This is a genomic window from Lysobacter firmicutimachus, assembly GCF_037027445.1.
Classification (GTDB): domain Bacteria; phylum Pseudomonadota; class Gammaproteobacteria; order Xanthomonadales; family Xanthomonadaceae; genus Lysobacter; species Lysobacter firmicutimachus.
Map to the genome: position 1 here is coordinate 2,738,856 of NZ_JBANDL010000002.1, position 21,217 is coordinate 2,760,072.

The window sequence follows — 21,217 nt, forward strand, 5'->3', positions numbered from 1 at the left end:
CTGTAGGAGCGGCGTAAGCCGCGACCGCGCCGGCTCGGCTGCGGCGCCGGCCCGGATCGGCCATGGTTCTGCGGTCGCGGCTCACGCCGCTCCTACAAGAGGGGCGATGCTTGCGCCCATAGCCATACAACAAAGAGCCCCTCCCTGGCGGGAGAGGGCTCGAGCGCAGCGATCCCTGTAGGAGCGGCGTAAGCCGCGACCGCGCCGGCTCGGCTGCGGCGCCGGCCCGGATCGGCCGCCGTTCTGCGGTCGCGGCTCACGCCGCTCCTACAAGAGGACGACGCTTGCGGCGCCCGTACCCCGGCAACAAAAAGCCCCCTCCCTTGCGGGAGAGGGCTCGATGGCTATCAACCGCCGCTCGGGGCCGGCCCGACGGTCGGCCCCACGCTCGATCAGCCGCGCGCCGCCAACTGCGACAGGCGCTGCACCGCGACCGAAGCGGTCGGGTAGTCCAGGCTCTTCTGCGCGGCCAGCTCGGTCAGCATCGCCAGGGTGAAGCGCAGCGACTGGTCGTCGCGGCCCAGCCACTGCTGGACCTTGGCCTCGGCGGTGGCGCCCGGCATCTTCAGCACCTGCCCGACCAGGACGCGCTGCTGGGTCGACAGTTCCTCGCGCAGCACGCCGCGCGCGACCGCATGCCAGCGGCCGTCGACCACCAGGGCGTCGATCTGCTCCTGCAGCCACGGCAGGCGCAGCGCTTCGCCGAGGCGGAAGTGAACCTTGGCCACCTCGACCGGCTTGAGCTTGCGCTCGCGGGCCAGTTCGATGATGTCGCAGCTCGGCTCCAGGTACGGCAACGCCGCCAACTGCGCCGCCAGCGCCTCCGGCACGCCCTTGGCCCTCCAGTCGGCGTAGGCGGCGTCGTGCGCCGGCCGCTGGCCATCGCCGAGGATGCCCTTGCCGGCGCGGATGTCCTTGAAGCCGTCGTGGTAGCGCTCGACCGCGGTGGTGATGTCCGGAATCGCGCCCGGCCGCGACAGCAGCCAGCGGGTGAACGAGCGCTGCAGGTTCCAGATCACCTGCAGGGCGTCGATCTGGGTCGACTCGGCGACCACGCCGTCGAGGGCGTCGATCTGCGCCCACAGCGCGCGCGCATCGAGGGTCTCGCGGGTGATGGTGAAGGCCTTGGCGACCTCGCCCGGGGTGCGGCCGCTGTCTTCCTGCATGCGCAGCAGGAAGGTCGCGCCCATCCGGTTGATGGTCGAGTTGGTCACCGCGGTGGCGATGATCTCGCGCTTCAGGCGGTGGTTCTCCATCGCCTTGGCGTACTTCTTCTGCAGCGGCTCGGGGAAGTAGCGGACCAGTTCCTTGGACAGGTACGGGTCTTCCGGCACGTCCGAATCGAGCATCTGCTGGAACGCGACCAGCTTGGAGTACGACAGCAGCACCGACAGTTCCGGGCGGGTCAGGCCCTGGCCGCGCGCCTTGCGCTCGGCGATCTCGGCGTCCGAGGGCAGGAACTCGATCTGGCGGTCGAGCAGGCCCTGCGACTCCAGAGTGCGGATGAAGTGCTGCTTGGACCCCAGTCGGCTCAGGCTCATCCGCTCCATCAGGCTGATCGCCTGGTTTTGGCGGTAGTTGTCGTTCAACACCAGGCCGGCCACTTCGTCGGTCATCGACGCCAGCAGCTTGTTGCGTTCGGGCAGGGTCAGCTTTTTCGCCTGGACCTGGCCGTTGAGCAGGATCTTGATGTTGACCTCGTGGTCGGAGGTGTCCACGCCGGCCGAGTTGTCGATGAAGTCGGTGTTGAGCAGCACGCCGTGCTGGGCGGCCTCGATGCGGCCGAGCTGGGTCAGGCCCAGGTTGCCGCCCTCGCCCACCGTCTTGCAGCGCAGATCGCTGCCGTTGACGCGCAGGCCGTTGTTGGCGCGGTCGCCGACGTCGGCGTTGGACTCGCTGGAAGCCTTGACGTAGGTGCCGATACCGCCGTTCCACAGCAGGTCGACTGGGGCCTTGAGGATCGCGCTCATCAGCTCGACCGGGCTCATCGCCGCGACCGCGCCCTCGATGCCCAGCGCCGCCTTGATTTCCGGCGACAGCGGGATCGACTTGGCCGAGCGCGGATACACGCCGCCGCCCTTGCTGATCAGCTTCTTGTCGTAATCGTCCCAGCTCGAGCGCGGCAGCTTGAACATGCGCTCGCGTTCCTTGAACGTCTTGGCCGCGTCCGGGTTCGGGTCGAGGAAGATGTGGCGGTGGTCGAACGCCGCGACCAGGCGGATGTGCTTGGACAGCAGCATGCCGTTGCCGAACACGTCGCCGGACATGTCGCCGATGCCGACCGCGGTGAAGTCCTGGCTCTGGCTGTCGCGGCCCATGGCGCGGAAGTGGCGCTTGACCGACTCCCAGGCGCCCTTGGCGGTGATGCCCATGCCCTTGTGGTCGTAGCCGACCGAGCCGCCGGAAGCGAAGGCGTCGTCGAGCCAGAACTTGTGCTCGGCGGCGATGCCGTTGGCGATGTCGGAGAAGGTCGCGGTGCCCTTGTCGGCGGCGACGACCAGGTACGGATCGTCGTTGTCGTGGCGCACCACGTTCTTCGGCGGCACGATCTTGCCGTCGACGATGTTGTCGGTGATGTCGAGCAGGCCGTTGATGAACATCTTGTAGCAGGCGATGCCCTCGGCCAGCACGGCGTCACGGTCGCCGCCCAGCGGCGGACGCTTGGCGAAGAAACCGCCCTTCGAGCCGACCGGCACGATCACGGTGTTCTTGACCATCTGCGCCTTGACCAGGCCCAGCACCTCGGTGCGGAAGTCTTCGCGGCGGTCCGACCAGCGCAGGCCGCCGCGGGCGACCGGGCCGAAGCGCAGGTGCACGCCTTCCACGCGCGGGCCGTAGACGAAGATCTCGCGGTAGGGCTTGGGCTTGGGCAGGTCCGGCACCTGGGCCGAATCGAACTTGTAGCTGACGTAGCCGCGCTCGCCGCCGTCGGCGGCGCGCTGGTAGTAGCTGGTGCGCAGGGTGGCGTTGATCACGCCGATGAAGCTGCGCAGGATGCGGTCCTCGTCGAGGCTGGAGACGCGGTCGAGCAGCCCCTTGAGCGCGCCCAGGGTCGCTTCAGCCTGGGCCTCGCGCTTGCCGCTGCGGGCGTCGAGCACCGGCTGCAGCACCGCCATGACCGCGGCGTCGCCGCCGGCGAGCACCTCGAACTGCTCCTTCAAGCGCTCCTGGCCGGCCTTGATCTCGACCTTGCTCTCGCTGCCGGTGGTCGGGTCGAAGCGGGCTTCGAACAGCTCGACCAGCAGGCGCGCCAGCAGCGGGTAGCGGCTGAAGGTCTCTTCGACGTAGCTCTGCGAGAACGGCACGCCGACCTGCAGCAGGTATTTGCAGTAGGCGCGCAGCATCGCGACCTGGCGCCAGGACAGGTTGGCGGCCAGGATCAGGCGGTTGAAGCCGTCGTTTTCGGCGTTGCCGCGCCAGATCTGCGCGAACGCGTCCTCGAAGGTTTCGTCGAGGCGGTCGACGTCGATGTCCTGGGTGGTGGTCTCGACTTCGAAGTCCTGGATGTACACCGGCTGGCCGTCGACGGTCAGGCGGTAGGGATGCTCGGAGATCACCCGCAGGCCCATGTTCTCCATCATCGGCAGCGCATCCGACAGCGGGATGTCGTCGAGCTGGCGGTAGAACTTGAAGCGCAGGCCGCCCTCGCCCGGGCGGGTCCGGCACAGGCTCAGGCGCAGGTCGTCCGGACCGCTGAGCGCGGCCAGGTGGGCGATGTCCTGGGCGGCGACCGAGGCCGAAACTTCGTCGATGTAGCCGGCCGGCAGGGCGCGGCCGTAACGATGGGCCAGCGCCAGGCCCTGCTGCTCGCCGTGGCCGCGGACCAGCGCGTCGCGCAGCTCGTCCTGGCGGTTGCGCACGATTTCGGCCAGTTCGGCCTCGATCGCGGCATTGTCGATCTGCACCGCGTCGCCCGACTTCGGCCGCACGATCAGGTGCAGCTGGGCCAGCGGCGATTCGCCGATGTGCACGGTGGTGTCGACATGCTCGCCGTGCAGCTTGTCCTTGAGCATCGCCTCCACGCGCAGGCGCACGTCGGTGTTGAAGCGTTCGCGCGGGATGTAGACCAGGCCCGAGAAGTAGCGGCCGTAGCGGTCGCGGCGCAGGAACAGCTTGCTGCGCACGCGCTCCTGCAGGCCGAGGATGCCCGAGGCGGTCTTGAACAACTCCTCCTCGCTGGACTGGAACAGCTCGTCGCGCGGCAGGGTTTCCAGCACATGGCGCAGGGCCTTGCCGCTGTGGCTGTCGGCGGCCAGGCCGGACTGCTGCATCACATAGGCGTGGCGCTGGCGCACCAGCGGGATGTCCCAGGGGCGACGGTTGTAGGCGCTGGAGGTGTACAGGCCGAGGAAGCGCTTCTCCGCCACCGGGCGGCCGTCGGCGTCGAAGCTCAGCACGCCGATGTAATCCATGTAGCCCGGACGGTGCACGGTCGAGCGCGCATTGGTCTTGGTCAGGATCAACGCGTCGACCGAACCGGACTGCGGCATGTAATGCGCGGCCAGCGAGGTCAGCGGGCGCGGCTTGCCCGCGTCCTTGCCGCGCAGCAGGCCCAGGCCGCTGTCCTTGATCGCGCGCAGCACGTCCTGGCCGCCCTGCTTGACCACCTCGTACTCGCGATAGCCGAGGAAGGTGAAATGGTTGTCGGCGGCCCAGTGCAGGAAGGCCTGCGCTTCGCGCTTGCCCTCCTCGGAAATCGGCATGCGTTCGCCGACCAGTTCGTCGGCGACCGCGTTCATGCGCTCGCGCATCTGCGCCCAGTCGCGCACGCTCGCGCGCACGTCGGCGAGCACGGTCTCCAGCGACTGCCGGATCGCAGCCATGGCCTCCGGCGTCTGCCGGTCGATCTCCAGGTGCATCAGCGACTCGGCCACGCCCTGCCCGACCGCGACCAGCTTGCCGGCCTTGTCGCGCAGGAAGGTCACCACCGGGTGGCCGAGCACATGCACGCCGATGCCCTGGTCGGCCAGGGCCATGGTCACCGAGTCGACCAGGAACGGCATGTCGTCGTTGGCGATCTGCAGCACGGTGTGCGGCGATTCCCAGCCCTGCGCCTTGAGGGTCGGGTTGAACAGGCGCACCAGCGCCGAGCCCGGCTTGCGGTCGCGGGCGAAATCGAGGAAATCGGCGGCCAGCGCGGCCCAGCCTTCGGCCGGATGCTGCGGCAGTTCGTCGCCGCTCATGCGCTTGTAGAACGCCTGGGCGAAGGCCTCCGCCTCGGCATGGCGCGCCTTGGGCAGGCGCTTGCGCATGGCTTCGACGATCGGGCTCAGGTCGACGGCCTGCGCTTCGGCGGCCGCCGCGGTGCGCGGCGCCTTGGCCGCGGCGGACTTGGCGGCCGGCTTCAGCGCGGCCTGCTTGACCGGGGCTTGCTTGGACGAAGCCGGCTTGACGGCCTTGGCGGCCGGTTTGGCGGGTTCGGACTTGGAAGCTTTGGTTTTATTGCTCATGGGAACGTTGGCGATCCGGATGGAATGAGGCCCACGCTTTCGCGCGGGCCAGAGAGAGGTGAGTGCCGGGAATGACGGGCTTGCAGGGCGGCAATGGACGCGGCGCCGTAGTCGAGCGACGCCCCCGCGCGGCCGCGCGCCGTCGGGCGCGGACCGGATACGGCGACGTCGTCCGCGACGCGCAGGCCCATGCCGCCGTCCTCAGGACAGGCGGTGGGCCGTGACGAGCCGAAACGTTTCATCGGGCTGGGGCTTCAGCGCAGGCCGGTTTCGTTGCGGGCGATGACCAGGCGCTGGATTTCGCTGGTGCCTTCGTAGATTTCGGTGATCTTGGCGTCGCGGAAATAGCGTTCCAGCGGCATTTCCTTGGAGTAGCCCATGCCGCCGTGGATCTGCACCGCCTGGTGGGCGATCCACATCGCCGCCTCCGAGGCGGTCAGCTTCGCGATCGCCGCTTCGTTGCTGAAGCGGCCGCCGTGCTTGTCGGCCTGACCCTTCTGCCACGCCGCGCGCAAGGTCAGCAGCAGGGCCGCGTCGAGCTTGCACTTCATGTCGGCGATCTTGGCCTGGGTCATCTGGAACGCGCCGATCGGCTGGCCGAAGGCCTTGCGCTCGCGCACGTACTCCAGGGTCTTCTCGTAGGCGGCGCGGGCGATGCCGATGGCCTGGCTGGCGATGCCGATGCGGCCGGCGTCCAGCACGCCCATCGCGATCTTGAAGCCGTGGCCCTCGTCGCCGAGCACGTCCTCGGCCGCGGCGACGTAGTTCTCGAATTCGATTTCGCAGGTCGCCGAGGCGCGAATGCCGAGCTTGGGCTCGGTCTTGCCGCGGTGGAAGCCCGGCTTGGCCGTATCGATCATGAACGCGGTGATGCCGCGCGCGCCCTTGTCCGGGTCGGTCATCGCGAACAGGACGATGTACTTGGCGACCGGGCCGGAGGTGATCCAGCTCTTCTTGCCGTTGATGACGAAGCTGCCGTCGGCCTGCTTGACCGCCTTGCAGCGCATCGCGGTGGCGTCCGAGCCCGACTGCGGCTCGGTCAGGGCGAAGGCGCCGATCTCGCGGCCCTCAGCGATCGCGCGCACGTACAGCTGCTTCTGCGCCTCGGTGCCGAACTTGAGAATGCCGTTGCAGAACAGCGAGTTATTGACCGACACGATGGTCGAATGGGCGGCGTCGCCGGCGGCGATCTCGACCATCGCCAGGACGTAGCTGATCGGGTCCATGCCTGCGCCGCCGTACTCGGCCGGCACTTCGATGCCCATCAGGCCGTTCTCGCCCAGGGTGCGGATGTTCTCGAGCGGGAACTCGCCGGTCTGGTCGTGGTGCTCGGCGCTGGGAGCAATCTTTTCCTGGGCGATACGGCGCGCCACGTCCTGGATCATCAACTGCTCTTCGGTAAAGCCAAAATCCACGTCGCACCTCTGCTGGGTTTGAGCGCTGCGGCCGTTCCCCCATCGCGGCGCGCTCTTCGGCGCTGCCGCATCCCGGAACGACCGGCGCGTTGGTTCTGCGTCCTGGTCCGCGCTCCGTTGCCCGGACCGCGACGGCGAATTGTAGCCGCGCGCGCCGAATAACCCCACCCGTCCGGCTGCCCGGATCTGGCGTCATCCGTGCGCGGCCGACGCGCTTCAGTCGCCGTTGCGGCTTGCTGCACCGCCGCACGACTTGACCTGGGCGCACGGCCGGCACACACTTATCGCTATATCGCGATACGTTGATGAATGCCGGAATAGGAATGCGGGATTGCGGATTCGCAAAGCCCAATCTCCCCGCCCCGACGCAACCGCTTTCACGAATCCCCAATCCCGAATCCCGAATCCCGACCAAAGCATGGATCTCGAAGGCTGGTCCTCCCGACTCAAAGTATTCGCCGACGCCACCCGCGTGCGGCTGCTCGCGCTGCTCGAGCGCGAGGAGCTGACCGTGGCCGAGCTGTCGGCGATCACCCGGCTGGCGCAGCCGCGCGTGTCCACCCACCTGTCCAAGCTCAAGGAGGCCGGGCTGGTCCGCGACCGCCGCGCCGGGGTTTCGGCCTACTACCGTTTCGACGAGGCCGCGCTCGACCAGGCGCAGCGCGCGTTGTGGCAGACCCTGAGCACCGGCAGCGACGACCCGCTGCTGCGCCAGGACGCCGAGCGCGTGGCCGGGGTTCTGGCGATGCGCGCCTCCGACCAGAACTGGGCCGACTCGGTCGCCGGCGACATGGAGCGCCATTACTCGCCGGGGCGCACCTGGGAGGCGCTGGCGCGCTCGGCCCTGCCCTTGCTGCAGCCCGGCGACGTGCTCGACATCGCTTCCGGCGACGGCGTGCTGGCCGAACTGCTGGCGCCGCACTCGAACCGCTACGTCTGCCTCGACGCCAGCACCAAGGTGGTGGCCGCGGCGTCCGAGCGCCTGCGCAAGCTGCGCAACGTCGAAGTCCGCGAGGGCGACATGCACGCCCTGCCCTTCGACCCCGCCAGTTTCGACCTGGTGGTGCTGATGCACGCCCTGACCTACGCCGAACACCCCGCCCAGGCGGTGGCCGAAGCCGCGCGCGTGCTGCGCCCGGGCGGCCGCCTGCTGTTGACCAGCCTGGCCCGCCACGAGCATCGCGGCGCGGTCGAGGCCTTCGGTCACGTCAACCTCGGCTTCTCCGAGAAAGACCTGCAGAAGTTCGCCGGCAAGGCCGGGTTCGAGATCGTCAGCTGCGAGACCGTGACCCGCGAGCGCCGCCCGCCGCATTTCGAAGTGATCGCGCTGATGGCGCGCAAGCCCGCCGCCGAGCCGGCGCGCAAGCCTGCGAAGAAGTGAGGACCCGTCGATGAAACACCTGCCGTGGCTTCATCCCGAACGCGCCCAGGCCCTGCTGCAGGGGCTGGCGCAGCGCATCCTGGTCATCGACGGCGCGATGGGCACGATGATCCAGCAGCATGCGCTGGAGGAAGCCGATTACCGCGGCGAGCGTTTCGCCCACGGCTACGACCGGCTGTACGCGGCGCACGGCGACGACCACGCCCACGGCGACGGCTGCGGTTGCGCGCGCGACCAGCGCGGCAACAACGACCTGCTGACCCTGACCCGGCCCGACATCATCGCCGGCATCCATCGCCAGTATCTGGAGGCCGGCGCCGACCTGGTCGAGACCAACACCTTCAACTCGACCACGATCTCGCTGGAAGACTACGGCCTGGAGCATCTGGCGCGCGAACTCAACCTGGAGGGCGCGCGGCTGGCGCGCTCGGTCTGCGACGAGATCGAGGCGCGCGACCCGGCGCGGCCGCGCTTCGTGATCGGCGTGCTCGGCCCGACCAGCCGCACCGCCTCGCTGAGCCCGGACGTCAACCGCCCCGGCTACCGCGCGATCAGCTTCGACCAGTTGCGCGAGGCCTATCGCGAGGCCGCGGACGGCCTGATCGACGGCGGCGCGGACGTGCTGATGGTCGAGACCATCTTCGACACCCTCAACGCCAAGGCCGCGCTGTTCGCGATCGAAGAGGCCTTCGACGCCCGCGGCGCGCGCCTGCCGGTGATGATCTCCGGCACCATCACCGACGCCTCCGGGCGCACCCTGTCGGGACAGACCGCCGAAGCGTTCTGGTACTCGGTGCGGCACGTGCAGCCGGCCGCGGTGGGGCTGAACTGCGCGCTCGGCGCCAAGGACCTGCGCGTGCACATCGACGTGCTGGCGCAGATCGCCGACGCCTGCGTCAGCACCCATCCCAACGCCGGTCTGCCCAATGCCTTCGGCGGCTACGACGAGACCCCGGAGGACATGGCCGCGGTGCTCGGCGAATTCGCCCGCGCCGGCCTGCTCAACCTGGTCGGCGGCTGCTGCGGCACCACCCCGGCGCACATCGCCGCGATCGCCCAGGCGGTCGAGGGCGTGGCGCCGCGGGCGCGGCTGCAATTGATCGACGCGGCGGCGTGACCTTCTCCGTGCCGCCCTCCTGCCGCCGTTCCCGCGCAACCGGGAATCCAGAGACTTCAGAGCCATGCCGCGATAGCGCCCTGGGTCCCCGCCCTGGCGGGGACGACGAGCAAACGGCAGCGAACGCAACTCGACATCACCGATGACCTCCGCTCTCCCCCGCCACACCCGCCTCAGCGGCCTGGAGCCGCTGCAGATCACGCCCGAAAGCAATTTCGTCAACGTCGGCGAGCGCACCAACGTCACCGGCAGCGCGCAGTTCAAGAAACTGATCCTGGAAGGCCGCTTCGACGAGGCGGTCGCGGTCGCGCGCCAGCAGGTCGAGAACGGCGCCCAGGTCATCGACGTCAACATGGACGAGGGCCTGCTCGATTCCGAGCAGGCGATGGTGGCCTACCTCAACCTGATCGCGGCCGAACCGGATATCGCCCGGGTCCCGGTGATGGTCGACAGCTCCAAGTGGAGCGTGATCGAGGCCGGGCTGAAGTGCCTGCAAGGCAAGGGCATCGTTAATTCGATCTCGATGAAGGAAGGCGAGGCCGAGTTCCTGCGCCAGGCGCGGCTGGTGCGTCGCTACGGCGCCGCGGTGGTGGTCATGGCCTTCGACGAGGCCGGCCAGGCCGACACGGTCGAGCGCAAGGTCGAGATCTGCTCGCGCGCCTATCGCCTGCTGACCGAAGAAGTCGGCTTTCCGCCCGAAGACATCATCTTCGACCCCAACGTGTTCGCGGTCGCCACCGGCATCGAGGAGCACAACGACTACGCGGTCGCCTTCATCGAAGGCGCGCGCGAGCTCAAGCGGCGTTTTCCGCACAGCCATATTTCCGGTGGCGTCTCCAACGTCTCCTTCTCGTTCCGCGGCAACGAGCCGGTGCGCCAGGCCATCCACGTGGTGTTCCTGTACCACGCGATCCGCGCCGGCATGGACATGGGCATCGTCAACGCCGGCGCCTTGCCGCTGTACGACGACCTCGACGCCGATCTGCGCGAACGGGTCGAGGACGTGGTGCTCAACCGCCGCAGCGACGCCACCGAGCGCTTGTTGGAGATCGCCGACCGCTACAAGGGCAAGAAGGGCGAGAAGAAGGCCGAGGACCTGCGCTGGCGCGACAAGCCGGTGCGCGAGCGCCTCAGCCACGCCCTGGTCCACGGCATCGATCAATGGATCGAAGAGGACACCGAGACCGCGCGGGCCGAGGCCAGCCGTCCGCTGGACGTGATCGAAGGCCCGTTGATGGCCGGGATGAACGTGGTCGGCGACCTGTTCGGCGCCGGCAAGATGTTCCTGCCGCAGGTGGTCAAGTCGGCGCGGGTGATGAAGAAGGCCGTCGCCTACCTGCTGCCCTTCATCGAAGCCGAGAAGCTGCGCACCGGCGACGCGGGCAAGTCCAACGGCAAGATCGTCATGGCCACGGTCAAGGGCGACGTGCACGACATCGGCAAGAACATCGTCGGCGTGGTCCTGGCCTGCAACAACTTCGAGGTCGTCGACCTGGGCGTGATGGTGCCGGCGCAGACCATCCTCGACCGCGCCCGCGCCGAGAACGCCGACCTGATCGGCCTGTCCGGCCTGATCACGCCCTCGCTGGAAGAGATGAGCCATGTCGCCCGCGAGATGCAGCGCCAGGGCTTCACCATGCCGCTGCTGATCGGCGGCGCCACCACCTCGCGCGCCCACACCGCGCTGAAGATCGACCCGCACTACCAGGCGCCGACGATCTGGGTGAAGGACGCCTCGCGCGCGGTCGGCGTGGCTCAGTCGCTGATCTCGATCGAGCTGCGCGAGCCCTTCGTCGCCGCCAACGCCTCCGACTACGCGGAGATCCGCGAACGCCACCGCAACCGCGGCGACGGCAAGCGCCTGGTCTCGCTGGACAAGGCCCGCGGCCAGCGTTTCGACGGCCGTTGGGCCGACTACGCGCCGCCGGCGCCGAAACTGGCGCCGGGCGTGTATGCGTTCGACGACTATTCGCTGGATGAGTTGGTCGACTACATCGACTGGACCCCGTTCTTCAACACCTGGGAACTGGCCGGCCGCTACCCGGCGATCCTCAGCGACGAGATCGTCGGCGCCCAGGCCAGCGAACTGTACCGGGACGCGCGGGCGATGCTGGCCAAGATCGTCGGAGAGAAGTGGATCTCGGCCAAAGCGGTGTTCGGCCTGTGGCCGGCCAACGCGGCCGGCGACGATGTGGTGGTCGATCTGGGCGGCGCCGCCTCGGGCACCGGCGATGCGCCGCAATTCGCCGCCCCTGCCCCTCGCCGCGTCGAATCCCCAATCCCCGATCTCGAATCCCAAACCCTGCACTTCCTGCGCCAGCAGACCGACAAGCCGGCCGACCGGCCGGACTTTTGCCTGGCCGATTTCATCGCGCCGCGGGACAGCGGCCGGCAGGACTGGATCGGCGCGTTCGCGGTCACCGCCGGCCTCGGCATCGAGCCGCACGTGGCCCGGTTCGAGGCCGACCACGACGACTACAACGCGATCATGCTCAAGGCCCTGGCGGACCGCTTCGCCGAGGCCCTGGCCGAACGCCTGCACGAGCGCGTGCGCAAGGAATTCTGGGGTTACGCAAGCGACGAGGCGTTGGACAACGAGGCGCTGATCGACGAAGGCTACCGCGGCATCCGCCCCGCTCCGGGCTATCCGGCCTGCCCGGAACACAGCGAGAAGGCGAGCCTGTTCGCGATGCTCGACGCCGGCGCCAACGCCGGGCTGGAACTGACCGAGAGCTTCGCCATGTATCCGGCCGCGGCGGTGTCCGGTTACTACTTCAGCCATCCCGACAGCCAGTACTTCGTGGTCGGACGGGTGTCCAAGGAGCAGGTCGAGGACTATGCCCGGCGCAAGGGTGTGAGCCTGGCCCAGGCCGAACGCTGGCTGGCCTCGAATCTGGATTACGATCCCGAGTGAGCCGCGCGGGCCGCAGGGCCCGCCTGCACGCAGACCCTGTCCTGGATTTCGCAGCCGCGCCTGGCGCCGGGCGGGCCTGACGTTGTCCCGGCCGCCCCGCCTCGCGCCATTGCCGCCGTTACCCAGAGAGTTGCCAGGATGAGCGACATTCTCCTGCCCGAAGACATCGCCTCCGAGTCGTCCTCGGACCCGCGCGGCAACGCCGCCTTCATCGAAAAACACGCCGGTCCCGGACGGATCGGCCTGTGCGGCGGCCGCGATTTCATCAACAAGCTGATCCGCAAGGCGCAGGCGCCGCTGACCGAAGACGGCCACCGCAGCCTGTGGTCGCATGCGTTCTTGTTCAACGAACGCCGCAGCGACGGCCAGTGGTGGGTGATCGAGTCCGACCTGGACCTGCGCTACCGGCAGATCCGCCTCGGCGTGCAGGAAAACCGGGTCGCGCGTTATTACGACGCCGAGGCTTTCCCCAACGTGGCGATTCTCGACTTCGGTCTCGACGAGACCCAGATCCGCCAAGTCCAGGTCGCCGGGCTGGACCTGCTGGCCGGGCTGTCGAGCTATTCGATCAGCGAGCTGGTCGGTACCTTGATGGCGATGCACAGCCGGCGCCTGCGCCGGCGCAGCAATCTGCTGGCCAAGGAAGGCGCGCTGTACTGCTCGGCCCTGGTCCAGCATTGCTACCACGCCGCCGGGATCGAGTTCCTGCCCGGCGTGCCGGGCAAGAACATCGCGCCGCACGACATCGACGACTCGCCGATCCCGCACGCCACCCATCGCATCATCCGCGACCTGGGCGTGTCGACCGTGCGCACGCTGGCGCACAGCGCCCGCGCGCGGCTGAGCTCGGCGCTGGACTGAGCGCCGCGCCAGCGTACGCCGCCGGCCCGTGCAGGACCGGCGGCGCCGCCATGGCGGACGGGGGTTTCGGCGCCGCGGTTTACGGCCCCTGCGGCGGCAAGGGACGCTCGACGTTGTGGCGGGTCACCGCGCATTCGGAGAAGCCCGAACGCTGGGTGTTGATGAACACGTTCTCGACGCAGGTCGCGTCGACCGCACCGGCGATGCCCTGCAGCACGCTCGGATCGCGCTGCATGATGGTGTTGTGCACCACCCGCGCCCGCGGCGACTGCTCGAGCCGGATCATCCGGTCGCTGCCCTCGAAGTCGAGGAACTGGTTGCCGATCAGCTGCGTGTCCGGCGCGTCGACCAGCATCAGGCCGCTGCGGCCGCCGCGGAAACCGGCGACGACGTTGTTGCTGAGGATCGCGCGGTTGAGGCCGATCACCTGGATCGCCGGCTGCTGGCTCCATGCCGGCTCGACGTCGAAATAGCCGAACACCCGATTGCCGGTGATCCGGATCGGCTCGGCATAGGGGTCGCGGTTGCCGTGCACCAGCAGCGGGGCCTGCTTGGCCCGCACGACGGTGTTGTTGACCAGTTGCGAGGCGCCGCGCGCGTCCAGCTCGATGCCGTGGTCGAAGCCGTCGACGCGGCAATTGCGCACGATCACGTTCTCGCCGTGCGCGCGGATGCCGGCGGGGCCGGCGCCGGCGCCGGGCGGTGCGATTACGCTGCGGCTGCGGCAGTCCAGCTCGATATTGCTGCCCTGGATCTCGATCGGCAGGATGCGGTTGGCGCTGAGGCAGTACTTGCCGGGGTGGTACACCTGCACCTGCTGGGGATCCAGCACGTTTTCGCAGGCGAACGCGGATGCGCTGAACATCAGGCCCGACAGGGCCAGGCCGGTAATGGCGATGATTCGCATGAAGTTCCTCTTCGTGAGTTGTCCAATCGCGGACGGGACGCCTCCCCGGCGTCTCGTCCGCATCGCGATGATGAACCCGCGACGTCTCCCTGGCCGCGACCGGCGCCGCGGCGCGGGATCAACTCCACGACTCAAGGGACGGACGGACTGAGCTGCTCGATGTTGTTGCGCTTGGACGCGCACTGCTCCAGGTTCGACGGCGTGGTGTTGACGAACACGTTCTCGATGCAGGTCGCATCGCGCACGCCGTCGCCTTCGATGCCGCGCACGTTGTACGGCCGCAGCGCGGTCACCGTGTTGTGGACCAGGCGAGTGCGCGGCGAGTAGCGGTCGAGATAAAAGGCCGAGCCGACGCCCGACTCGAAATCCAGCACCTGGTTGCCGGTCAGGCGCACGTCGGCCGAATGCTCGACATGGACCACGCCTTCGCCGCCGAAGCCGGCGACCACGTTGTTGACCGCCTCCAGGCGGTTGGCGCCCTGCAGCCGGATCGCCGTCACCGGCTGCATCGCGCCCTGGTTGCCGTAGTTGGCGATGCGGTTGCCGATCAGGCGCACGCCGTCGCCTTCGGCCAGGTCGTTGCCTTGCACCAGCACGCCGACCGACTGCGGACGCAGCACGGTGTTGTTGACGATCTGGGTGTCGCTGGCGCGGTCGACGTATACGCCGCGCGGCCACTGCTCGATGCGGCAGTTGCGCACGGTCACGCCGCGACGCGGCGCGATCGTCACGGCCGCGTCCCAGGACGAGCCGGCGCCGTTGCCGAGCAGGCGGCCGCGGCAATCGAGCTCGACGTCGTCGCTGCGGATTTCGATCGGCAGATCGCGGTCGGCGAACAGGCAGTACTTGCCGGGGGCGTAGATGTCGCGCTGGTCGGGCTGGAGCACGAAGTCGCAGGCGGCGGCCGAAGCGCTGGCGAAGACGGCGGCCAGGGCGAATCCCGCACGGGAAACGATGCGCATGAAATCCCTCTCTTGTCGATAGGTCCATCGATGCCGGTCGATCGGCGAGGGCCGATCGCGGACGCGGCGAACGCAGGATCGCCGCGCGCGGCGAGTATGCACGAGGCGCATCTCATCTCGCGATTCCGATGACGCGAACCGCAGGCGCGCAGCGTCGGCGTCAGGGCCGGGCTTCGATCCAGGCGCGGGTCTGCGCCAGCACTTCCGCCGACAGGTCCGGATCGTCGCTGGAACGCGCCAGGATCAACGCGCCGACCATCGCCGACCATCGCCCGATCGCATGACGGCGGCGTTCGGCCTCGTTCGCACCCGGCGCCGACGCGCTCATCGCCCGCAGCGCTTGGCGCAGGAAGGCGGTCATCGCCGCGCGCGCCTGCGGCGCCTGGCGCAGGGTCTCGGCCGCCAGGCCCGCGGTCGGGCAACCGCCGGCCAGATCGGCGCAGTGTTCGGGCGACAAATACGCGGCGAGGAACGCCGCCGGGTCGTCCGGGGCCTGAGTCGCGGCCAGCGCATGCGCCAGCGCTTGCGCGATCAGATCGTCCTTGGACTGAAAGTGGCCGTAGAAGGCGCCGTGGGTCAATCCGGCGGCTTTCATGACCTCGGCCACTGTCACCGCCTCGAATCCGCGCTCGCGGAACAGCCGCGCCGCGGCTTCGAGGATTCGCCGGCGGTTCTCGCCGACCTGTTCGCGACTGACTTTCATGGCACCTCCGGCGACGGCTTGACATGTTACATGACGACCATCATGATAAATCAAACATGATACTCATCATGAATAAACCCCTTCGCCCTCCCGCCCGTTCACTCCAGCCCCGAGGCCCGTTCCCATGCCCACCCCGCTTCCCACCGTCCTGGTCACCGGCGCCTCCAGCGGCATCGGTGCCGTCTATGCCGACCGCTTCGCCCATCGCGGCCACGATCTGGTCCTGGTCGCGCGCGATCGGGCGCGCCTGGACGCCCTGGCCGCCCGCCTGCGCGCCGAAACCGGCGTCCGGGTCGATGTGCTCGCCGCCGATCTCAGCGACCCGGCCGCTCTGGCGACGGTCGAAGCGCGGCTGCGCGACGACGCCGCGATCGAAGTGCTGGTCAACAACGCCGGCGCCAGCCTCGCCGGCGGCTTCCTCGAACAAGGTCCGGAGCGGGTCGGCCAGCTGATCGCGCTCAATGCCGTCGCCCCGGCGCGGCTGGCCGCGGCGATCGCGCCCAAGCTGGCCGCCGCCGGCCGCGGCGCCGTCGTCAACATCGGCTCGGTGGTCGGGCTGGCGCCGGAGTTCGCGATGGCCGTGTACGGCGCGACCAAGGCCTTCGTCCTGCACTTCAGCCAGGCCCTGCAGGTCGAACTCGGCCCGCGCGGCGTGTACGTGCAAGCGGTGCTGCCGGCGGCGACGCGTACCGAGATCTGGGAACGCTCGGGCAAGGACGTCAACGCCCTGCAGGGCGTCATGGAAGTCGACGAACTGGTCGATGCCGCCCTGCTCGGCTACGACCGCCGCGAGCCGGTGACGATCCCGCCGCTGCCGGACGAGGCGCAATGGACCGCCCTGGAAGGCGCACGCCGGGCGATGCTGCCGAACTTCGCCCAATCGCACGCCGCCGAGCGCTATCGCAACCGCGGCTGAGCCCGGCCCGGACGCACGCGCCGCCGCGGGAACGCACGCTGTCGCCAAACAGTACGCAATGGTATGTTTGGCGCCCCGCACCGCATTCCCGCGGCGGCATCCGCGATGCCGCGCCTGCCTCATGACCGATCTGCTGCTGTTCTCCCACGCCAACGGTTTTCCGGCCCCGGTCTACGACCTGATGCTGGAATCGCTGGCGGGACGCTTCCGGATCGAACGCCCGGAGCGGATCGGCCACGACCCGCGCTACCCTGTCACCCGCGACTGGCCGCACCTGGTGGAAGAACTGAGCGCGCGGATCGGCGCCGCGGCCGGCGACGCCGGTCGGATCTGGCTGGTCGGGCATTCGCTGGGCGGCTATCTGAGCCTGCTGGCTTCGCTGCGCCTGGCCGGCAGCGCGCTGGGCGCACGCGTGGCCGGCGTGGTCATGCTGGATTCGCCGCTGATCGCCGGCTGGCGCGCGCGCCTGGTGCAGATCGGCCGCCGCACCGGCCTGGACAATCTGGTCATGCCGACCCGCGCCACCCTGCAACGCCGCCGGCACTGGCCCGACCCGGATGCGGTACGCGCGCACTTCCTCGCCAAGCCGGCGTTCGCGCGCTGGGACCGGCGCGTGCTGGACGCCTATGTCGAGCACGGCACCCGCGCGGTCGACGACGGGTCGCGCGAACTGGCCTTCGAGCGCGAGGTCGAGTACCGGATCTATCGCAGCCTGCCGACCACCGCGCTCAGCGACCGGGTGGCGCAGGTACCGGTACCGGTCGGCTTCCTCGCCGGCACCCGTTCGCGCGAGCTGCGCCATGCCGGCCACGCCGCGACCCGGCGCCTGGTCGGCGAACGCTGGCGCTGGCTGGAAGGCAGCCACCTGTTCCCGATGGAGCGGCCGCTGGACACGGCGCGGGCGATCGAGGCGATGATCGATCGCCTCGCCGCGCACGAGCGGCGCTGAGGGCGGACATCCCGCGCAGGCGCCATCGCCCGGGCTCGTGCATGCGGGCATGCCTCGGCCGCCCCTTCGCCATCGCCCCCTCACCGCCGCCCTTCGCGCGCGGCATCCGCCACGCCGATTCCGCCCGGCCGATTCCACCCCGCCGATTCCGCCCGGCCGCGACGTCCGCCGCTGCACCGCATCAAGCGCCGCAGCGAGCGCGGCCGTCCGCGTTCGCCGGCGCCAACGAAAACAGCGGCCCGGGGCCGCTGTCGATGGATGCGGAGCGCGCGCCGGACGCCCAGGCCCGGCGCGCGACAGGGTCACCAGACCAAGTCGTCGGGCACCTGGTACTGCGGATCGGCGTACGGGTCTTCTTCGGCCGGCGCGTTCGGATCGACCTTCAGCGCCACCGCCGGCGCGAACACCGCCTCGGCCTGGGCCAGCATCGCCGCGGTCACCAACAGGTAGCGGCCTTCCATCTGCACCACGCCGAGTTCGCCGGCGTTGAGCTGCTTGAGCTGGGCCTCGGTGACGTAGATGCGCTTGATCTTGCCGCCGTACGGAAAGTGGCGCGCGATCTCGGCGTCGGCGGCGTTGAGCGCCTGGTCCTTGAGCAACTCGGCGAGCTTGGCGCGCGCCTCGCGGCGCAGGCGCGCCTCTTCCTGCTTGGCCTGTTCGGCGGCGATGCGCTCTTCCTTCTCGCGCTGGGCGCGGATCGCATAGGCCTTGGCCAGGTCGATGTCCTCGCGCGTGCGCGGCTTGCCCTGGCCCGGGCGGCCTTGTCCCGGACGGCCCTGGCCGGGCTTGGCGCCGCCCGGCTTGTGACCGCCGGCCGGACGGCCTTCGGCCCGGGCACCGTCGGGCCGGGGCCCGCCAGGCTTGCGCGCGTCATGGCGCGGCGGGCCCGGGCGCGCGCCCGGCTTGGCCTCGGCGCGTGCGCCGGGCTTGCCGCCGCGGCGTTCGTCCGGCTTGCGCTCGGGGCGTTCGGGCTTGGGCGCGGGCTTGAAACCCAGGCCCAGCAATTGGTCGCGCAGACTGTCGCTCATGATTCGGTACTTGAGGTTCGGTGCGAGCGCAAAGCGCTCAGTAATGCGGCGGGGGCGGTTCGGCGGCGGCGTCGCCGGTCAGCGGCGTGGCCGCCATGGCGGACCGCAGTTGCTTGATCTCGTCGAGCGCGCGGTGCAGCAGCAGCGAATTGCGGGCTTCTTCGCTGCGCGCCGCGGCCAGCGCGTCGCTGAGTTCGTTGAGCGCGTGCTCCTGGAACGCGAGCCGCGTTTCCAGGTCGATCAGGCGCTGGTCGAGTTCGGTGGTCACGGTTCGGCTCGGACGTGAAAAAGGCGGCGCGGCGGCTCAGCCGGCGTCGATCAGGATCGAACGGCCGCGGCCGATGCCGTAGTACGCCAGATCGGCGGCTTCGACTTCGTCGGGGTGGTAGAGGTTGCGACCGTCGAAGATCACCGCGTCGGCCAGAGCTTGCCGGATGCGGACGAAATCCGGGCTGCGGAACTGCTTCCACTCGGTCACCACCACCAGCGCGTCGGCGTCGGCCAGGGCGGCGCGGGCCGAATCGCACAGCACCAGATCCTCGCGTTCGCCGAAGATGCGCTCGGCCTCTTCGTTGGCTTCCGGATCGTAGGCGCGCACGCGCGCGCCGGCCGCCCACAGCTGCGCCAGCAGGGTGCGGCTGGACGCCTCGCGCATGTCGTCGGTGTTGGGTTTGAACGCCAGGCCCCAGACCGCGAAGGTCTTGCCCTTCACGTCGCCGCCGTAATGGCGTTGGATCAGTTCGAACAGATGGCCCTTCTGGCTGTCGTTGACCGCCTCGACCGCGTCCAGCAGGCGTGCGCCGTAGCCGTGCTGCTGGGCGGTGCGGGCCAGCGCCTGCACGTCCTTGGGGAAGCAGGAACCGCCGTAGCCGGCGCCGGGATAGATGAAGTGCCAGCCGATGCGCGGGTCCGAACCGATGCCCTGGCGGACCATCTCCACGTCGGCGCCGACCTTCTCGGCGATGTTGGCGATCTCGTTCATGAAACTGATCTTGGTCGCCAGCATCGCGTTGGCCGCGTACTTGGTCAGCTCGGCCGAGCGCACGTCCATCACCACGATGCGCTCGTGGTTGCGGTTGAACGGCGCATACAGGCGCTTGAGCTTCTCGACCGCGGCCGGGTTGGACGAGCCCACCACGATGCGGTCCGGGCGCATGCAGTCGTTGACCGCATCGCCTTCCTTGAGGAATTCGGGATTGGACGCGACGTCGAAGGCGATCTCCAGGCCGCGCGCGCGCAGTTCCGCGGCGATGGTGGCCTGGACCTTGTCGGCGGTGCCGACCGGCACGGTCGACTTGTTGACCACCACCACCGGGCGCTCGATGTGGCGGCCGACGGTCGCGGCGACCGCGAGCACGTACTTGAGGTCGGCGCTGCCGTCTTCGTCCGGCGGGGTGCCGACGGCGATGAAGATCAGGTCGCCGTGGCCGATCGCGCTGGCGGCGTCGGTGGTGAAATGGAGGCGGCCGGCGGCGTGGTTGGCCTTGACCATCGGCTCCAGGCCGGGCTCATAAATCGGAATCACGCCGCGGTTGAGGCCTTCGACTTTGGCCTGGTCGATGTCGACGCAGACCACGTCGTGGCCGACGTCGGCCAGGCAGGTTCCGGTGACCAGACCCACATAGCCGGTACCGAAGATGGTGACGCGCATTCGTTGCTCTCAGTGCTGGGTGTCGCGGCGCCTGGGCGGCGCGCCGCGTCCGTGGGGACGCGGCGCGCGCGAGGCTCACTTCTGCTGCGGCGGCTGGGTGCCCATCGCGGCCGATTCGGCGCCCTGCGCGTTCGGCTTGACGATGTCCAGCAGTTCGACGTCGAACACCAGGGTCGCGTTCGGGCCGATCGGGCCGCCCGGGGTGCCCTGCTCGCCGTAGCCGAGCTTGCTCGGGATCCACAGCTTGAACTTGCTGCCGACCGGCATCAGCGCGATGCCTTCCTGCCAGCCCGGCACCACCGCGCCGAGCGGGAACACCGCCGGCTCGTTGCGGTCGTAGGAGCTGTCGAAGGTCTTGCCGTCGAGCAGCGCGCCCTTGTAGTGCACGCGCACGGTATCGCTGGCCTTGGGCTTGGCGCCCTTGCCTTCGCTGACGATCTGGTACTGCAGGCCCGAGGCGGTGGTCACCACGCCCGGCTTCTTGCCGTTGGCGGCCAGGAACTTGTCGCCCTCTTCCTGGTTGGTCTTGGCCATCGCGACCATCTTTTCCATCTGCTTGGTGCGCACCTTGTTCTGCAGGCGCTCGCGGATCTGGCGCGCTTCCTCTTCGCTCAGCAGCGGCTTCTCGCCCTTGATGTTGGCCTGCATGGCCTTCTGCAGCACGGCCAGGTCGAGGTCGTCCTTCAGCAGTTCCAGCGAACGGCCCATGTCCATGCCGATCAGGTAGCTGTCCTGCTCCTTCTCGGTCTTCATTCCGCCGATCGCCTTGACCTCGGCGCCCTTGGCCTCGGTCGCGGCCTTGGCGTCGGCGGCCGGCTTGTCGCCCGGCTTGCCGGCCTGGTTGCAGCCGGCGGCGAACAGCGCCATCGAACCCACGGCCACGGCGAAGGCGGCGTTACGCATGAAAGGCTTCATCAAACTGCACTCCTGAATACGGAAAAGCGAAAACGGAATGGGAACCGG

At 69.3% G+C, this 21,217-nt stretch carries 15 protein-coding genes; 6 read left to right on the forward strand and 9 right to left on the reverse strand.

The window, feature by feature from the left end; genetic code table 11:
• Nucleotides 1-392: 392 nt before the first annotated feature.
• Together V2J18_RS12095 and V2J18_RS12100 are read right to left on the reverse strand one after the other, a co-directional pair.
• Entirely contained in the window at nt 393-5,252 is a 4,860-nt protein-coding gene (locus V2J18_RS12095; RefSeq protein WP_336133102.1) for an NAD-glutamate dehydrogenase, read from the reverse strand.
• Nucleotides 5,253-5,704: 452 nt separating this feature from the next.
• On the reverse strand, nt 5,705-6,865 hold the full coding sequence (locus V2J18_RS12100; protein WP_064748295.1) for an acyl-CoA dehydrogenase family protein: 1,161 nt from the start codon (nt 6,863-6,865) through the stop codon (nt 5,705-5,707).
• Nucleotides 6,866-7,283: 418 nt separating this feature from the next.
• On the opposite strand from V2J18_RS12100, the gene V2J18_RS12105 reads away from it, so the two are divergent.
• The 4 genes from V2J18_RS12105 (at nt 7,284) to V2J18_RS12120 (ending at nt 13,138) form a co-directional block, all read left to right on the forward strand.
• Nucleotides 7,284-8,246, forward strand: a complete 963-nt coding sequence (locus V2J18_RS12105; RefSeq protein ID WP_064748296.1) for an ArsR/SmtB family transcription factor — start codon at nt 7,284-7,286, stop codon at nt 8,244-8,246.
• A 10-nt stretch (nt 8,247-8,256) separates the two neighbouring features.
• Nucleotides 8,257-9,363 (forward strand): homocysteine S-methyltransferase family protein, encoded by a 1,107-nt coding sequence (locus tag V2J18_RS12110; RefSeq protein ID WP_336131895.1) that lies wholly within the window; start codon nt 8,257-8,259, stop codon nt 9,361-9,363.
• Between the two features lie 142 nt (nt 9,364-9,505).
• The gene (gene metH / locus V2J18_RS12115; RefSeq protein ID WP_336131896.1) at nt 9,506-12,277 is read left to right on the forward strand and encodes a methionine synthase; all 2,772 of its coding nucleotides are present in this window, start codon (nt 9,506-9,508) and stop codon (nt 12,275-12,277) included.
• Nucleotides 12,278-12,415: 138 nt separating this feature from the next.
• Entirely contained in the window at nt 12,416-13,138 is a 723-nt protein-coding gene (locus V2J18_RS12120) for a hypothetical protein (protein WP_336131897.1), read from the forward strand.
• A gap of 79 nt (nt 13,139-13,217) precedes the next feature.
• On the opposite strand, the gene V2J18_RS12125 is transcribed toward V2J18_RS12120, so the two are convergent.
• From V2J18_RS12125 to V2J18_RS12135, 3 genes are all read right to left on the reverse strand, one after another.
• Nucleotides 13,218-14,045, reverse strand: a complete 828-nt coding sequence (locus tag V2J18_RS12125; RefSeq protein ID WP_336131898.1) for a right-handed parallel beta-helix repeat-containing protein — start codon at nt 14,043-14,045, stop codon at nt 13,218-13,220.
• Between the two features lie 131 nt (nt 14,046-14,176).
• Complete coding sequence (locus V2J18_RS12130) at nt 14,177-15,007, reverse strand: right-handed parallel beta-helix repeat-containing protein (RefSeq protein WP_064748301.1); 831 nt, start codon at nt 15,005-15,007, stop codon at nt 14,177-14,179.
• A 160-nt stretch (nt 15,008-15,167) separates the two neighbouring features.
• Complete coding sequence (locus V2J18_RS12135) at nt 15,168-15,710, reverse strand: TetR/AcrR family transcriptional regulator (protein WP_064748302.1); 543 nt, start codon at nt 15,708-15,710, stop codon at nt 15,168-15,170.
• A 124-nt stretch (nt 15,711-15,834) separates the two neighbouring features.
• Between V2J18_RS12135 and V2J18_RS12140 the strand changes: the two genes are divergently transcribed.
• Entirely contained in the window at nt 15,835-16,626 is a 792-nt protein-coding gene (locus V2J18_RS12140; RefSeq protein ID WP_064748303.1) for an SDR family NAD(P)-dependent oxidoreductase, read from the forward strand.
• A 121-nt stretch (nt 16,627-16,747) separates the two neighbouring features.
• Nucleotides 16,748-17,575, forward strand: coding sequence for an alpha/beta fold hydrolase (locus V2J18_RS12145; RefSeq protein ID WP_064748304.1), 828 nt, complete (start codon nt 16,748-16,750; stop codon nt 17,573-17,575).
• A 302-nt stretch (nt 17,576-17,877) separates the two neighbouring features.
• Here V2J18_RS12145 and V2J18_RS12150 read toward each other — a convergent pair whose 3' ends face one another.
• The 4 genes from V2J18_RS12150 to V2J18_RS12165 form a co-directional block, all read right to left on the reverse strand.
• A complete protein-coding gene (locus V2J18_RS12150; protein ID WP_064748305.1) occupies nt 17,878-18,603 on the reverse strand; it encodes a DUF2058 domain-containing protein in 726 nt (241 codons plus the stop codon).
• A 37-nt stretch (nt 18,604-18,640) separates the two neighbouring features.
• A complete protein-coding gene (locus V2J18_RS12155) occupies nt 18,641-18,871 on the reverse strand; it encodes a SlyX family protein (protein WP_064748306.1) in 231 nt (76 codons plus the stop codon).
• A gap of 36 nt (nt 18,872-18,907) precedes the next feature.
• On the reverse strand, nt 18,908-20,254 hold the full coding sequence (locus V2J18_RS12160) for a UDP-glucose dehydrogenase family protein (RefSeq protein WP_064748307.1): 1,347 nt from the start codon (nt 20,252-20,254) through the stop codon (nt 18,908-18,910).
• A 75-nt stretch (nt 20,255-20,329) separates the two neighbouring features.
• On the reverse strand, nt 20,330-21,157 hold the full coding sequence (locus V2J18_RS12165) for an FKBP-type peptidyl-prolyl cis-trans isomerase (protein ID WP_222423762.1): 828 nt from the start codon (nt 21,155-21,157) through the stop codon (nt 20,330-20,332).
• Nucleotides 21,158-21,217 lie beyond the last annotated feature (60 nt).

Excerpts from the sequence above, each read along its gene's own strand:
- V2J18_RS12095 (WP_336133102.1), bottom strand. The coding sequence starts at position 5,252 with ATGCGCAAGCGCCTGCCCAAGGCGCGCCATGCCGAGGCGGAGGCCTTC.
- V2J18_RS12105 (WP_064748296.1), top strand. The coding sequence starts at position 7,284 with ATGGATCTCGAAGGCTGGTCCTCCCGACTCAAAGTATTCGCCGACGCC.
- V2J18_RS12110 (WP_336131895.1), top strand. The coding sequence starts at position 8,257 with ATGAAACACCTGCCGTGGCTTCATCCCGAACGCGCCCAGGCCCTGCTG.
- metH (WP_336131896.1), top strand. The coding sequence starts at position 9,506 with ATGACCTCCGCTCTCCCCCGCCACACCCGCCTCAGCGGCCTGGAGCCG.
- V2J18_RS12120 (WP_336131897.1), top strand. The coding sequence starts at position 12,416 with ATGAGCGACATTCTCCTGCCCGAAGACATCGCCTCCGAGTCGTCCTCG.
- V2J18_RS12125 (WP_336131898.1), bottom strand. The coding sequence starts at position 14,045 with ATGCGAATCATCGCCATTACCGGCCTGGCCCTGTCGGGCCTGATGTTC.
- V2J18_RS12130 (WP_064748301.1), bottom strand. The coding sequence starts at position 15,007 with ATGCGCATCGTTTCCCGTGCGGGATTCGCCCTGGCCGCCGTCTTCGCC.
- V2J18_RS12135 (WP_064748302.1), bottom strand. The coding sequence starts at position 15,710 with ATGAAAGTCAGTCGCGAACAGGTCGGCGAGAACCGCCGGCGAATCCTC.
- V2J18_RS12140 (WP_064748303.1), top strand. The coding sequence starts at position 15,835 with ATGCCCACCCCGCTTCCCACCGTCCTGGTCACCGGCGCCTCCAGCGGC.
- V2J18_RS12145 (WP_064748304.1), top strand. The coding sequence starts at position 16,748 with ATGACCGATCTGCTGCTGTTCTCCCACGCCAACGGTTTTCCGGCCCCG.
- V2J18_RS12150 (WP_064748305.1), bottom strand. The coding sequence starts at position 18,603 with ATGAGCGACAGTCTGCGCGACCAATTGCTGGGCCTGGGTTTCAAGCCC.
- V2J18_RS12160 (WP_064748307.1), bottom strand. The coding sequence starts at position 20,254 with ATGCGCGTCACCATCTTCGGTACCGGCTATGTGGGTCTGGTCACCGGA.
- V2J18_RS12165 (WP_222423762.1), bottom strand. The coding sequence starts at position 21,157 with ATGCGTAACGCCGCCTTCGCCGTGGCCGTGGGTTCGATGGCGCTGTTC.